Annotated in this window: 15 protein-coding genes and 1 tRNA gene; 15 read left to right on the top strand and 1 reads right to left on the bottom strand. The window is 38.3% G+C overall.

Annotation, left to right across the window (positions count from 1 at the left end):
• Positions 1-154: 154 nt before the first annotated feature.
• A complete protein-coding gene (locus ACFIK4_RS01260; RefSeq protein WP_375612060.1) occupies positions 155-1,861 on the top strand; it encodes an ATP-binding protein in 1,707 nt (568 codons plus the stop codon).
• Positions 1,862-1,879: 18 nt separating this feature from the next.
• Here ACFIK4_RS01260 and mscL read toward each other — a convergent pair whose 3' ends face one another.
• Positions 1,880-2,287 (bottom strand): large conductance mechanosensitive channel protein MscL, encoded by a 408-nt coding sequence (mscL, locus tag ACFIK4_RS01265; protein WP_026500234.1) that lies wholly within the window; start codon positions 2,285-2,287, stop codon positions 1,880-1,882.
• A gap of 1,316 nt (positions 2,288-3,603) precedes the next feature.
• On the opposite strand from mscL, the gene ACFIK4_RS01270 reads away from it, so the two are divergent.
• From ACFIK4_RS01270 to ACFIK4_RS01335, 14 genes are all read left to right on the top strand, one after another.
• The gene (locus ACFIK4_RS01270; RefSeq protein WP_375674659.1) at positions 3,604-4,686 is read left to right on the top strand and encodes a quinone-dependent dihydroorotate dehydrogenase; all 1,083 of its coding nucleotides are present in this window, start codon (positions 3,604-3,606) and stop codon (positions 4,684-4,686) included.
• A 138-nt stretch (positions 4,687-4,824) separates the two neighbouring features.
• A tRNA-His gene (locus tag ACFIK4_RS01275) sits at positions 4,825-4,901 on the top strand.
• A 546-nt stretch (positions 4,902-5,447) separates the two neighbouring features.
• Positions 5,448-5,759, top strand: a complete 312-nt coding sequence (locus ACFIK4_RS01280) for a hypothetical protein (RefSeq protein WP_375674661.1) — start codon at positions 5,448-5,450, stop codon at positions 5,757-5,759.
• An 88-nt stretch (positions 5,760-5,847) separates the two neighbouring features.
• Positions 5,848-6,753 carry a hypothetical protein gene (locus ACFIK4_RS01285; protein ID WP_375674663.1) on the top strand — a complete coding sequence of 302 codons (906 nt, stop codon included), beginning with the start codon at positions 5,848-5,850 and terminating at the stop codon, positions 6,751-6,753.
• Positions 6,754-6,775: 22 nt separating this feature from the next.
• Positions 6,776-6,907 carry a hypothetical protein gene (locus ACFIK4_RS01290; RefSeq protein WP_375674665.1) on the top strand — a complete coding sequence of 44 codons (132 nt, stop codon included), beginning with the start codon at positions 6,776-6,778 and terminating at the stop codon, positions 6,905-6,907.
• Positions 6,908-7,045: 138 nt separating this feature from the next.
• Positions 7,046-7,882: a hypothetical protein gene (locus ACFIK4_RS01295; protein WP_375674668.1), complete on the top strand. Its 837-nt coding sequence runs from the start codon at positions 7,046-7,048 to the stop codon at positions 7,880-7,882.
• Positions 7,875-8,762 carry a hypothetical protein gene (locus ACFIK4_RS01300; RefSeq protein ID WP_375674670.1) on the top strand — a complete coding sequence of 296 codons (888 nt, stop codon included), beginning with the start codon at positions 7,875-7,877 and terminating at the stop codon, positions 8,760-8,762. Before ACFIK4_RS01295 ends, ACFIK4_RS01300 begins: the two co-directional genes overlap by 8 nt.
• A gap of 2 nt (positions 8,763-8,764) precedes the next feature.
• Entirely contained in the window at positions 8,765-9,679 is a 915-nt protein-coding gene (locus ACFIK4_RS01305; protein WP_375674672.1) for a hypothetical protein, read from the top strand.
• Positions 9,680-10,001: 322 nt separating this feature from the next.
• Positions 10,002-10,304 (top strand): hypothetical protein, encoded by a 303-nt coding sequence (locus ACFIK4_RS01310; protein ID WP_375652970.1) that lies wholly within the window; start codon positions 10,002-10,004, stop codon positions 10,302-10,304.
• A gap of 54 nt (positions 10,305-10,358) precedes the next feature.
• Positions 10,359-11,087, top strand: coding sequence for a beta-hydroxyacyl-ACP dehydratase (locus ACFIK4_RS01315; protein WP_375674674.1), 729 nt, complete (start codon positions 10,359-10,361; stop codon positions 11,085-11,087).
• Positions 11,075-11,632 (top strand): hypothetical protein, encoded by a 558-nt coding sequence (locus tag ACFIK4_RS01320; RefSeq protein WP_375613706.1) that lies wholly within the window; start codon positions 11,075-11,077, stop codon positions 11,630-11,632. The genes ACFIK4_RS01315 and ACFIK4_RS01320 overlap by 13 nt, the downstream gene beginning before the upstream one ends.
• A 1-nt stretch (position 11,633) precedes the next feature.
• Positions 11,634-12,137 carry a hypothetical protein gene (locus ACFIK4_RS01325; RefSeq protein WP_375674676.1) on the top strand — a complete coding sequence of 168 codons (504 nt, stop codon included), beginning with the start codon at positions 11,634-11,636 and terminating at the stop codon, positions 12,135-12,137.
• Between the two features lie 303 nt (positions 12,138-12,440).
• The gene (locus tag ACFIK4_RS01330) at positions 12,441-12,578 is read left to right on the top strand and encodes a hypothetical protein (RefSeq protein ID WP_155915008.1); all 138 of its coding nucleotides are present in this window, start codon (positions 12,441-12,443) and stop codon (positions 12,576-12,578) included.
• A 519-nt stretch (positions 12,579-13,097) separates the two neighbouring features.
• A partial coding sequence (locus ACFIK4_RS01335; protein ID WP_375674678.1) for a DUF3987 domain-containing protein occupies positions 13,098-13,491 on the top strand: 394 nt, incomplete at its 3' end.

The following is a 13,491-nucleotide window of genomic DNA, read 5'->3' on the forward strand; positions in this document are numbered from 1 at the left end:
GCTTCTTTTTATTCTTGTTTTGTTGATGAAACAGTCAAAATTTTGCTACAGACAATTGATATGAGATATCAAGTTATTTTAACCAGAATAGATAATTGTAAACAAATTAGCATTATTCATTTGAGAGTAAATTCAACACTTTTTAGTTTTAGTTATGCCATTAAAAGCAGATGAGTTAAAGTTAAATACAAATGAATTAAAATGTCAGCAAGAAGCTTTTCGTTTTACACCAGAGCTTTTGCCACGGCCTTTTACGTGGGAAATCGATCACAATGGTTTGTTTTGTGAAGTCTCAAAAGAGCTAGCTGAAGTTGTTGGTCCTCTCTCTTCTTCTATTTTAGGGTGTAGTTTTCATGAGCTTGCTCATCAATTTAATGATGATCGATATCTGGTTCTCAGTCGTTTTATTGAAGCGGCTATGCCTTGGAGTAAAGAGATTGTTCAATGGCCTGTTGATGGTTGCTTACAATGGCTTGATGTTGAATTGTCGGCTTTGCCAATTTTTGATGTTAAAAAGCAGCTTAAGGGGTTTCGTGGCTTTGGTGTTTTAAAAATACAAAAAAAAGTCCAAGAAAAAAGAAATGAAAAGCTAGAAACAGAAATGCTATGTCTTACGGAGATAGAACGCTCAGCTTTTCGTGAAATTGCAGAGCAATTGCGTGATGAATTGAATTCATCGGTAAAAGAAGAAAATTTAGTTGAAGAAACAGCTATTCAGTTACCATATGCACAAACATTGCCGGTAAATGCTATAGAACAAGCTCTCGTAAAAGAGCCCGCTGCAGTTTTATCATTGTTGGATACAGCAACAGATGGTGTTTTATGGTTGGATGAAGAGGGCTTTGTTCAATCAGCGAGTAGGGCAGCCTTAGCATTAATGGGTTATGAAATAAATGAACTACGAGGACAACCATTCTCTTCATTATTTACTTTGCAAAGCCGACTTTTGGTTGAAAAGTATTTTAAATCAATCCGTATGGAGGAAAAAAATCAGGTTTTAAATCGCAGTGAAACCGCTGATTTAATGACAAAAAATCATAAAAATATAACCGTTTTGATAACGATTGTATTTTTGGTAAAGCAAGGCAATTATGCTGTTATGTTGCGTGATAGGACACAAACAGTTCCATCAGGAGAAAAAAAAGCAGAAGAGGATAAAATCGTTGGAGTTGTTCATGAAATACGAACACCTTTGAATGCTCTTATTGGTTTTGCAGAAATTATGAGAGAAGGCCGTTTTGGTTCGATAGAAAATGAGCGCTATCATGGATATTTACGCGATATTATTTCCTCTGGAAAACATATATTATTGCTGATTAATCAATTACTAGAGTGCTCGAAGATAAATTATTCTGGTTCCGATAACCAGATTGATTCTTCCCTTATTTCTGAAACATTTGATGTAATATCTTGTTTACGTGCGACGATAGCTTTTCTTGAAACTCAAGCCAATCAGAACGGCATTATCATGCGTATTGTTGCTCCACCTCACGTTCCATTTATTCCTGTATCACAACAAGTGTTTCGCCAGATTATATGGAATCTTCTTTCCAATGCTATTCGTTTTACACCTTTGGGTGGACAGATTATTGTTCACGTTTCTTATAGAAAAGAACGTGTAAAAATTTCAGTGAGTGATAATGGTATAGGGATGAACGAAGAAGAGATTATACAGGCACTGCAACCTTATGGTCAAGTAGAGCGCAAAGATGGACGATCTGGTGATAGCGCTTTTATGGGAACAGGTTTAGGCCTCCCAATGTGTAAAGCAATGGTGGAAGAAAGAGGGGGACAATTTTTACTGTTCTCAAAACCCAATCATGGAACAACTGTGGAAATGTTTTTTCCTCGTGTTCCATGATGTAAATCTTGCATAAAATTATTTTTTCTTAGCCAAAAGATCTCTAATTTCTGTTAAAAGTTGTTCTTCTGAAGACGTTTTTTTGGGGCTTTCTTCTTCTTTTCTACGAATTTTATTCATAGCCTTAACGAATAAAAAAAGAACCCAAGCAATAATGAGAAAATTGATAAGTAAAGTAATAAAGTGTCCATAGCTAATGGTTGCTCCAGCTGCTTTGGCGGCACTCAATGTTGCTTGTTTTTCGCCAGCAAGTTGAATAAACATATTAGAAAAATCAATCCCACCTGTAATCAGCCCAATGATTGGCATAAAAATATCATTGACAATTGAGTTGACCAAGCTACCAAAAGCACCCCCTATAATCACACCGATAGCAAGATCAATCATATTACCTTTTAGGGCAAATTCTTTGAATTCTTTAAGCATTGCATTTTCCCCTTTATATAAGCGATATACGGTAATTTACTTACCGCTTTTGATGAAAAAGGAAAGGGCAGATTTTATTTTTAGGATTATATTACGATATTAATATTATTTTCAAAGAACTTTATAAGGTTTAATAAAGAGCTTTAGGGCTCTATTTGAATGTACATAGAATATTTCCTAGAAAAAAGCTTTTTTGATAAAAACTATATCTGCTTTTTCAACAGAAAGTAGAAAACTGTAGCTTAATTTATATAATTGCCTCAAGATTTTTATGTTAACATTAAAAAGAGAGGTTTTTACACAATACCACAAAATAAGTAGTGTAGAAAGTTGAGCTATCAGAAAGCTTTTCAAATGAAGTACATATATTAGCATAACATTTTGTCATAAAAAGAGAATTTAGGAATAAAAAATATATTTCAGCACTGATAGAAGAAATAGATAGATGAGACAGGAGTAAAACTTATAATTTAATTCCTCTTAATTTAGTAAGCGATAATAGCAATTAGGAGGGCATTATGGCTTATCTAAAAGCTATTTGTATTGGGTTACATGAGCTAAAATGGCGATAATTCGGATGGAAGAAACACATTTCATCTGCTGGAAGATTGTATCAGTTTATAAATAGCAGAGCTCTAGGGTTTGCAAGATCATTTTGGTTTGGAAGTCGTTGGTATGATGTTTGAGTTCAATAATCAACTGTCATTACTTAAAATATATGTTAGGCAGAGCACTTAATAGATGCAAAATTGTATTTAATACATCAGAAATGGCAAAGAAAACAACGCAGATTATCAATAGAGTACAAATTGATTGAACATTCTGTTGCTCATAAATAGTGCAACAATAGTATGAATTTAGATGATTTTATGAACTATGTATCCTATAAATGCTAGGAAAAAATAGCTTTATAGAACAAGCTTTGTTTCTATTGAAAACAATATTACACAAAGGAACTTTGGGAATAGAGATAATTTGCCTGCATTTTTAAGAAAATTATGAGCGTGCCTGCATAAGGCGTCATAAAACCATGACTATGGTAAGAGCCATTGATGTTCCAATTCATGCTGAATTTTATAAGATTAGGATTCATATTTTAATCTTTAAAAAATGTCGAAAAAGAGAAACATTTTTTAAGAATAAAAAGTTCTTTACATAGTATAACCAATATAAACATGTATGGCTATTATGTGATGAGTTTTCTTCTAGAAGGGGAATATTATTTGGATAATATGCTTGCTTTGATTGGAAATCTTTTGTGTTAAAAGGTAGAGGTGAGGTGCGATGGATCATTTTTATGTTGTGGAGAAGAATTGATGAGTTTTTTTCGTTGTATTGGCCGTTCTGCCTTATTTATGTTGGATCCAGAGCAAGCACACGGTTTAGCGATTCTTGGGCTGAAAAGTGGATTAAATGGTTGTCAAAAGGTTATCGACAAACGTTTGTGTGTAACTGTTGCTGGTCTTGAGTTTGAAAATTTTATTGGTCTTGCAGCGGGGTTTGATAAAAATGCAGAGGTTGTAGATGGTATTTTTCGGTTAGGATTTGGTTTTACTGAAATTGGGACAGTGACACCAAAGCCTCAGATTGGAAATCCTAAACCACGGCTTTTTCGTTTAAAAGAAGATGAAGCGATTATTAATAGAATGGGCTTTAATAATGACGGACATCAAGTTGTTTACAATAGATTGCATGCGTGTAAAAAAACTGGTGTTATAGGAGTCAACATTGGAGCCAATAAGGATACGGTCGATAAGATTGATGATTATACTGTTGGTATTGCTCATTTTTATGATGTTGCTGATTATTTTACGGTTAATATTTCTTCTCCTAATACACCAGGTTTACGTGATTTACAGGCCCGTGACAGTTTGCATCTTTTGTTGAGTGCAATTTCGCAAGCGCGAAATGAGCAAGAGAACAAGCATGGATTCTCCATTCCCATTTTTTTAAAAATTTCTCCTGATTTATCAGAGAAAGAATTAGATGATGTTGCTGAAGAAATAAAACTTTCTGATTTTGATGGACTCATTGTTTCTAACACAACTCTTTCACGCCAAGGTCTTAACAATAGTCACTTCCGTAATGAAGAGGGTGGGCTTTCTGGACGTCCACTCTTTGAGCGTTCTACTATTATGCTTGCAAAAATGCGTCAAAAGTTAGGGAAGGAGATTGCAATTATCGGCGTTGGCGGTGTAAAGGATGCTGAAACCGCTTTGGAAAAAGTAAAAGCTGGTGCAGATTTGATTCAATTATACAGTGGGATGATTTATGAAGGTCCAAATCTTGCCATAACTATTCTGAAAGAGATTTTGCAAATGATGCACCAAGATGGTGTTGATAACATAAAAAACTATCGTGATCATAGTCTTGAGCATTGGGCAAAATTTCCTTTGTAAAAAACACTTTTTTCTTCACAAAAAATTGCGAGTTTTGTTTAAAGGGGCTTGCAAACTTTGTTGATCTTCCTTATGTCACATAAGCAAAGGATAAATGTTTACGAAATCGTGAGCAGTTATAATGCGTTTGTTTTTTGTGCGGTTGTAGCTCAGTTGGTTAGAGCGCTGGTTTGTGGCACCAGAGGTCGTAGGTTCAAATCCCACCAACCGTACCATTTGTCTTGTTACAACTTTTCTAATTCTTATTTTTGGCGTTTTGTGAGGCGGTTAAAAGCCGCGCTTGGCGGGCTTTTTTGCGTGTGAGCCGTCACGGAGCAGAGACCTTGCACGGATGATTTTTTTCAAATTTTGCCCAAAACGGAATGATACGATCAATAATCGCTTGAAATATAAACGGGTTAACTGAATCTATGATTCTGATTGCAATTGCAACAATAAATATCTCTATCAGTATATTTATATATTTTTAGTATATTTTGTAAACCGAGAGCATCTTATTTGACTTTCATTATTATTGCTCATAATATAAACTATTAAGTTTAAATACATAAAATAAGTAAGCATAAATTTGCTAATATCTGCCATATTTTTGACACAATACTCTTGATTTTATCAACTATATATTATAAACATGAACTTGCATGAAAGTGCATTCATATCTCTAGGGGGTGTTTCGGTGGTTGATTATGGGTAAGCCATTCTGGCGCGGGGACATAAGTAACTCTGGGGAATTTATTTATACACTAAATTGGAGAAAATAAATGGGAAGTTCAAGTAGTTCGCACGATTATTGCAGTGCCGATAATTTTAGTAGCAAATATAACTCTGGTAGTGCGTTTGGTGACAAGTATGGTGGTCACGTTGGCATTGCGAGTGGTGTTGTCGTAGGATTGGCAGCGCGTAATCCTATGGTTGGCATGACCGTAGGAAGCTTTGCGCAAGGTGTAGGCGATAAGTTCGGAGGCATCATAGGCGGTTATACTGGTTATGCTGTGGCTTCTGCTCAGTGTGGCACACAGTTGTTGGGTCAATCTATTGCTAATTCAGGTCGTGGGATGTTGATGCGCTTTTGATGTAGTTCTTTGGGTTATCCTAAAGCCTAGAACGGTGGTACTGTAAAAGGTGCCACCTTTATGTTTGGAATATTGCACAGGAGGAGCTATGGACGCGTTTGGTTTAGTGCTCGTTTATTTTTGTCTGTGGCTTGGCATATTGTATCTATTCCTCAAAACTATTGCTATTAATGGAAAAAGCATGTTAGGCAGGGAAAACATGGTTGCATTCATAGTGGCGGCATTGGTTGTTCCTCCTCTCATGTATGCCTTTGAGTATATAGTCGGTGTGCCGATAACATCTCCTCATGTTATTATAATTATGTTCTTTCTTTCTTTTTGCATTGAATTTATACCCAATATAGTAAACAATATAAAGTGCTTTAGTTTGGCCATTATCGCAAGTTGCCCCATTTTTTTCATCGCAGCTGGTTTTATGGTTATGAGTGATGGCGTTCTGTTAGATTTTTTTGATCTGCAGCTTTCGAGCTATATTTATCTGCTTTTCATTATTCCGTTGATGATAGAGGGGGCTCGCTATGTCCTAATTGCTAAAGCTTTGAAGGAAAAATCTATGTCCGTGCTAGATTTAAGCATTTGCATTGGTTGTGGGTTTGCCATAGGCATCTTTTTTGTGTCATCACTGCTTTTATCAGACCTTCGAGAAATCTATCAACAGATAGGTTTTGCAAACAGGGAGACAGTGAAAAAAATGTTTGATTATGCGGTGCTTGGTTTTGCTATTCTAATGGGCCAGGTTTTTTTGACATTTTTGATGGTTCTCTTTGTTACTACAAAGAAATATTATTGGTTGGTCCTTGATGTTCTTGCAGAGCTGTTTTTTAGCCTCTTTGTTTCTTATTCTATAGCGTTTGTTCATACAGACGATAACTATGTAATGGTTATAAAGTGGCTTTGTTTGCTGTCTGCTGTTTATTATATGTACGTGCGTTACATTAAATCAAAGAGTGTCAAGCTTAGCGTGATTAACCCGTTTAAAAAGAAAACTGAGTGAGAAGACAGGAGGCTATAGTTCTTTGGGTTTTATCCTAAAGCCTAGAGCAGCCACCCCAAGAGGGGCAGTTTCTGGAGCAATAGTAGGCGGGGTCCGTGACGCAGCCGCGGGTATTGCTAAAGCTGGTTGGGATTGTGTTCGCTCTAAGTGGTGAAATTGTTGTTTGACCTAGCTTTGTTAACAAGGTAAAGGCCTTGCTGAGGGGTACGCTATCAGCCTCTTAGCAGGGAGTTTCTCTTCCGCAATAATATCTTGGTATGCTTGGGAGGGCAAGGCGCTTTAAGGAAATTATATGTCTGACTTAATTTTTGGAATGCTGCTTAGTTTTGGGATAAGTTCCAGCCCTCGTGTCCTTAAAAACAATGGCTTGTTGGGCGAGCGCGTCATTTTGGGGGGGCTAGCTGGCCTTTCCTGCGCTATCATCTTCGCTTATCCACATAGTGAAAGTGGGCTTTCAGACTTATCTTTTTTGCTTTTGGTATGTTATCTTGGCGTGCTTTTAATTCTGCACGAGCGCTACTCATATAAATATTTAGTTCTTGGATTCTGTGGTGCAGTTGCTGCCTTGTGTATTGGGGCAGGTTTTGTATATTTGAGCTCTTTGTTGCCATTGCCTGCTTTGTCTGCTGCTAATAATAGCCAGCAGCAGGTGGTGCATTACATGAGTTTGGTTGCTGCAAACTATCCCTTTTTTATCCTTTTGATATCAGTTTTAACTGCGGAGCTTTTGCGTTTGTGGTTGCTTCGCGTATATAAGCCAGAATTAGCTGCGCGTGAGGTCCTTTATTTCGGGCTGGGCTGGGGTGTTCTAGACTTATGCTATAAGACCCTCCCAGCTCTTTTTCTTTACTTGAATTACCGTGTTGATAGGGCGCCACAAATGGCGGGCTATGTCGCATTTGAATCTTGTCCACAAGCGATCAGCTATCTTATTGCCGCGGGCATGATTGTATTGATGCATGGTGTAAATACGCGCTTTATGTATCTTGGTTTCCAAGATAAGCGCAAGGCCTATTTCTATCTGCCTTTTGTAATTCATTTTGCGGTTGATCTTTTGTCTATGTTTGGTATTTCTTCAGACTACGCAATATTAATAAATTCTATTTCTGAGGCTTACCATAATGCTTGACAAATTGACATTATCTGTTATCGGCGCTGTTTTTTGTCTGGTGCTGATTATTTTTCCTTTGATGAAGAAAAAAACATTGGTTGAACATTTGGTTTTCTTGCTCGTTGTTTTGTGTCTTGTTTTTCTTTATGTTTATGGCGCTGTGAGTTATTTTCCTTATTATGTTTTGGCGCTTTCGCTTATATTGGGGTACCGCTGGTTACTCTCTTTGGTTAAAGCGTTTAAAGGCACGAAGGCGATTATTGGGGCAAGCGCTGGTTGTTATGTGCTTTTGATTTTTTTTCTATACGGCTTTATGCGTATGATAGGTAGTTTAATTTTTGATTTTTCTGCTTATAGTACGCCTAATATTGTTTTTGCTGTTGGTCTATTCCCTATAGGCATGGCGATTATGCAGTTTTTTTTGCTCTATCATTGGGTGGCAGAAGATAATGGCAATGGTGTAGAGGCAGCACTGGGCGTGGGAATGGGGATTTGGGGGGCTGCTATAGGGCTTGCACTGCTTACATCTCTACCAGAAGCTGTGAAGATCCTAAAAGGAGCCTTTAGTCTTGATAGGGACGCCTTACTTTTTTTACTTGAGACGGTAATATATTATGCGTTTATTATAGCTCTGAGTCTTTTATCAACTTTCTTAATGCTTGTGGTTTTCCTTGATAAGAAATGGCGTTTTTTTGTTCTTATCTTGCTTTTACAATGCTTGGCGGCTTGGGCGCGCTTTTCATGGCGGGCCGCTGAGCCAGAACTTCTTGCAATTGGGCATTATACAATCGCTACTATTCTTATGTTTGCTCTTATGCGGCAAATTTATGATTTTGTGCAAGACAGATTATCCATGAAGAAAAATAGCAGTTACGCTGTAGTAAATGAGGGGGCATAATAATGTTGGTTTTATTTATTACTTCGCTTCTCGCAGTCCTTATTTATGGCGCTGTCATTTATAATTTTTTTCGCTCTACATTTAGTTGGATAAATGTGCTGTTGAGCGGCATAGTTTTTGGGGTGATTGTTCTGTTAGTATGGCGTTACTCGGAAACAGAACATAAACTTGATGCCTTACGTTTACTGCAAGTGCTTGGCGTTGTTTTTCTTCTATGTGTGTTTCATCATTTTCTGAAGTTCAAATTGGTTGTCGCTGGTGCTGTGGGATGGTTTGTTGCTAGCTGCATTGCTGGCGGGTTTATTGCTTTTTGGGAGCAATCTGTAATAAAAACGCTTTATATGATGAATATTGTTGAAACCAAGAGTCGTGCAGAGCAGGGGCTGGCGCTTGTTTTTTTATTTTTAACATTTTCGGTTTTTTTTGTTGTAGCAGAAGAAGCTATGCGTCGTTGGTTAGTTACTAAGTTTTATCGGTGCTCGCCTAGTTTGTTGTGGCGTTTGCCGCTGAATATTGGCATAGGCTGGGGTTTATGCGAATTAGTTTATAAGGCGCTAGGGCCTTTCCTTGTTTATAATGGCTGGCCTATTCGATCTAGGTTATTAGCCAATGAGTATGTAATTTTTTATTCCTGGACGCAAGCGAGTATTTTTTTGTGTGCTTTAATGAGCGTCATACTTATGCATATTTTCAATACATGCTTGGCGTATCGTGGTGTTGTTACGCGCTCTAAATTTTATGCGTGTGCGCCTTTTTTTGTCCACGCTATTGCTAACTGTTTCGGTGCAACAGTGCTGGTTACAGAGAAGGTTTGGTTTAATGTTGGGGGCAGCTTGTTTATTCTACTTTGTGTGATGTTGTTCATATATTTTGAAAGCAAAAATCCTTTAATACAAAACATAAAATTGCGCGCTTAAAGTGTTGTAGAGTGATGAATAATTTTGCGTACTCTAAGTATGGCTAGAGAGCCTGATACGCGCTTGCTGTTCTGCAAAAAAATAGAGAAGGTTAGCACCGACGTAACGCGTCCAGTACCAAGAGCGACGTCATTTCTGCACTAATTGGGGGGAGGGTGTGCCACTGTCCACGTGCATATGGGAGTTTGCAAATATGCTATCATGTAACTTTCTAGTATTTTCCTTTCTATTATCCTCCATGAGATTGAAGCCGGGAATCTTGAGGCCGGTGGTAACGCATTATTGCAAAGACAAACCCTGGCTAGGGTTTGGTCACCCGATTATGCAACGGGATGTCCGAGTTGATTTCTTTTTTTCACGCTTTCAGATGCCTATGCGCCCCTTCAGTTCGCTTGCGCGATCTATTTCGGACAATACAGGACTGCAACCCAATGTCGATTTTCTAATTGCAAGCATCATGAGCAAACATCGGGCTTCTCCTGAGCTGGGATTGTTGGCTTTTTTCGTTTGTCGTATGCCGATACTTCTCGCGCACTATCAAGCGCGGTTTAGTGCTCATTCCTTCGGTTTATCATCAAAGGATTTAAGAAAAAAATATAAAAAAGTCCCCAAATTATGGCTATAAAGCATCGCACCGAGCCAAATTTCTTGAGTATATGTCAGAGTATCAACCGCACCGATGCGTGCTTGCGGGCAAATCAATATTTCTCACTGGAATTTAGCCCATAACTATTTGAAACAGGGCTTGTTACTCGAAGCCTTGCATCAGTTTTCAGTTCGATTCGCCACCGTGGTGGCTAAAAACTCGGATCTCACTTATCGCTATCTCCCTGTCATGGTTGAACAGTTTTTCTCTACCACCCATTTTGATAGCGATCGGTTATGCGTTGAAGGACATATTGAACGCATTAATGAGGCCTACTGTATTCACTGTAAGGCTAGCACATATGACAATGGAAAGGCCGTTATTGCGCAGGCAATCATCATGGTCAGTAAGGTCTGCTTCTTTAGCTCGTGTTCTGAGAAAGCCGCTCTTCCATTACTAGGCGATTTATGTAAGATTTCTTCCGTAACCGGAGATTCTTGTACTTTTTCCTTTAATGCGCATCACCCGCTTTTTGAGGAACATTTCCCCTCCCACGCCGTATGTCCTGGTTCACTATTGATTGAGATGGTTCTGGCTTTGGCCACGCAGGGTAGGGCGAAAAATATCGCATCTGTTGCGCTGAAAAAAGTAAAGTTCATTGAAGCAGTTTATCTGGGAGATACCTATCAGTTGACCATTAAACAGGATACAGAGTGTGAACTGGGTGGCGTTTTTTATATTCATACGGAAACTAAAAAACGAAGCACTTGCGGTAAGTTTTCTATCAAATATAAAAAGGAGGATGCGCCATGTTTAACATAATAATCTCTTTTATTCCGTGGAGTATTTACTCCTGGGTTATCAATGGAAACTTTTTAACTCTGGTCGAACGCTCTCTCATCTTAACTGTGATTTTATTGTTCATTATTGCTGTGAATATTAAAATTGTCCGGCAGGGAGAACCCGTGATGATTACTAACATTCTGACAGTTATTGTCCTGTTTGTTAATTATTTCGCTGGATGGTCTACACTTTTACTGAACTACCCCACAGTTTTTTGCTATCTGTCACTTGCTCTGGTTTCATTGATTAGCTTGCTGGTAAAGAAACCCTTTACAATTTTTTATGCCAGTGCTGGTGTTTCTGAAGAAAAACGCAAACATATCCTATTTTATCTCATCAATAAATATATTACATGGATTTGGGTAATCATCTTTTTTGCCAATGGTCTTCTAGTGGCTTTTTTTACATGGCCCCCCCAGATTTGGTTAATCACTATGGGTTTAATTTGTACTGGTATTCTTTTTTCTAAATATCTTCCTAACATCATGCAATATTTTTATCGCATCAAACATCATGGAGCATAATATGTCATTGTTTAACATTCTGACCGGAACCCCTTTATGGGCTTGGATTTTGCTTATTTTTCTCATTGCGAGGGGAATAATCGCATTGAAAGATAGGGAAATGAAGGTTAACCGCCTTTTTCTCTTGCCGTTAGTCTTTCTTTTTTTGGGCGCAAGCGATGTGATTAAAGAGCTGGCCTTCCCGCGCTGGGGAGCAGTCTCTATGTTGGCAGGGTTGATGATCGGCGTTGGCGTTGGCTGGTTGCTCTGGCGTGCCACTGCGCGTTTAAAAATCAAAGAGGGAACGGATTTAATTATTCGGCATGGTACGCCGTTGACGCTGACATTTATTCTTATCGCTTTTGTCATCAAATTCACATTGATTGTTTTTCTCAATATTGAACCTGATTTGAAATATACATTTGATTTTAACCTTCTTTTTGGTCTTTTAAGTGGGTTCACTGATGGTGTGTTTTGGGGCGGCACATTAAATTTATATATAGCATTTCGAAAGAATCCAAATTAATCCCTATACCATTAGCTGTGGGTGCTTCCCATTAGAACTATCTCAATAGAAGCTTATTCCTAACAACAACGCTGCATACAAATGCAGCGTTGCCTCGTAGTTTCAGATTTTTTTATCCCAGCGCGTGAATAGGTGAGGGAAGTAATATATCTGACTATGTCCCCTTGGGGGAAGAGCGAGCCTAAAGGTTTAGAATACTATGAGTTTGAGCTAGCTGGATTTTGAGCAGATGGTTTATCGCTCATGGGAAATCATTTTGTTTTACGATTCAAAAAGAGGATAGTGATGGTTTCATTGGCGTAGGTGGGCAAGAAAACTGTTAGCTTGGCAATGCGTCAACAATTTGTAGAACTATGTTGTGGGACCCCTACGCAAAGCCGTTGCTATGATGGCATGATGCTTTTGTCAAGCATTATGATATGGGGAGGAACCGGTGTTTAAGGGTGCAACTGCGGTCACTATACGATCCAGTAGCATTACGTTTTTACGTTTGAGTATTTAGGAGCGGTAGACTCTGTACAGGCTATGCGTGCAATATGTGAAGCACGCTTGTGGGAATCAGTGTGCCATTATTGCGTTGTGCATGCAACCCTCTAGCTAGTACTTCATTGGTAAGGTTGTTTTTTGAAGCTGATTAATTATCTGGGTGTTTTTTAAGAGAACGTTAGCACTGATGTATCGCGTGCCGTACCAAGAAATCTTCCAAAAAAAAAATTATTAAAAATACTAAAAATATATGTGCAAGATGAACAAATGCTTGCTGAGGATATTGTATCAACGACTGTAGCTGCTTAAGGGCACATAATCTTGGGGGGCATAATGTTGTACAAAAAATCATGAAGTCCAAAAAACTCGTAAAGGTGCATTGCACTTCTCCTTTGAGAATTTGGCATTTCCTCTTAGCTTAATACGTTCTCATTATGATATAAACCCCTTGGTTCACCAGAACACCCTCTTGTGATGCGTTTTTCTGCTGATGCTCAAGAGATCTTTCGTGAATGGATGCAAAAGATTTTTAAAGAAGCCAAAGAGAATGACCTTTCTGAAAGCTTACAAGCGCATCTTTTGAAAATGCCTAAGACCATAGTAAGTCTTGCATTGATTTTTGAATTAACCGAAGGGGGGCGTTTTGAAATCAATAAAGATGCCCTTCAAACAGCCTTGCGATGGGAAAAATATTTGTTAAGTCATGTCAAAAGGCTCTATGCGGCGGCGGATAGCTTAGCAACAGAGGGGGCAAAATTGATTGTCGAGCGCTGTGATCATTTACCCGATGTTTTTACGGCAAGAGATATCTATAGACGGTGTTGGAGATCTTTAAAAGACAATGGAGCCGTTAAGCAAGCTTTAGAGC

It is taken from the genome of Bartonella sp. AP9QHHD (assembly GCF_042195625.1).
In the GTDB taxonomy this organism is placed as follows: Bacteria; Pseudomonadota; Alphaproteobacteria; order Rhizobiales; family Rhizobiaceae; genus Bartonella.

What these genes read in the sequence shown, in the direction of transcription:
- ACFIK4_RS01260 (WP_375612060.1), top strand. Translation starts at nt 155, where the DNA reads ATGCCATTAAAAGCAGATGAGTTAAAGTTAAATACAAATGAATTAAAA.
- mscL (WP_026500234.1), bottom strand. Translation starts at nt 2,287, where the DNA reads ATGCTTAAAGAATTCAAAGAATTTGCCCTAAAAGGTAATATGATTGAT.
- ACFIK4_RS01270 (WP_375674659.1), top strand. Translation starts at nt 3,604, where the DNA reads ATGAGTTTTTTTCGTTGTATTGGCCGTTCTGCCTTATTTATGTTGGAT.
- ACFIK4_RS01280 (WP_375674661.1), top strand. Translation starts at nt 5,448, where the DNA reads ATGGGAAGTTCAAGTAGTTCGCACGATTATTGCAGTGCCGATAATTTT.
- ACFIK4_RS01285 (WP_375674663.1), top strand. Translation starts at nt 5,848, where the DNA reads ATGGACGCGTTTGGTTTAGTGCTCGTTTATTTTTGTCTGTGGCTTGGC.
- ACFIK4_RS01295 (WP_375674668.1), top strand. Translation starts at nt 7,046, where the DNA reads ATGTCTGACTTAATTTTTGGAATGCTGCTTAGTTTTGGGATAAGTTCC.
- ACFIK4_RS01300 (WP_375674670.1), top strand. Translation starts at nt 7,875, where the DNA reads ATGCTTGACAAATTGACATTATCTGTTATCGGCGCTGTTTTTTGTCTG.
- ACFIK4_RS01305 (WP_375674672.1), top strand. Translation starts at nt 8,765, where the DNA reads ATGTTGGTTTTATTTATTACTTCGCTTCTCGCAGTCCTTATTTATGGC.
- ACFIK4_RS01310 (WP_375652970.1), top strand. Translation starts at nt 10,002, where the DNA reads ATGCAACGGGATGTCCGAGTTGATTTCTTTTTTTCACGCTTTCAGATG.
- ACFIK4_RS01315 (WP_375674674.1), top strand. Translation starts at nt 10,359, where the DNA reads ATGCGTGCTTGCGGGCAAATCAATATTTCTCACTGGAATTTAGCCCAT.
- ACFIK4_RS01320 (WP_375613706.1), top strand. Translation starts at nt 11,075, where the DNA reads ATGTTTAACATAATAATCTCTTTTATTCCGTGGAGTATTTACTCCTGG.
- ACFIK4_RS01325 (WP_375674676.1), top strand. Translation starts at nt 11,634, where the DNA reads ATGTCATTGTTTAACATTCTGACCGGAACCCCTTTATGGGCTTGGATT.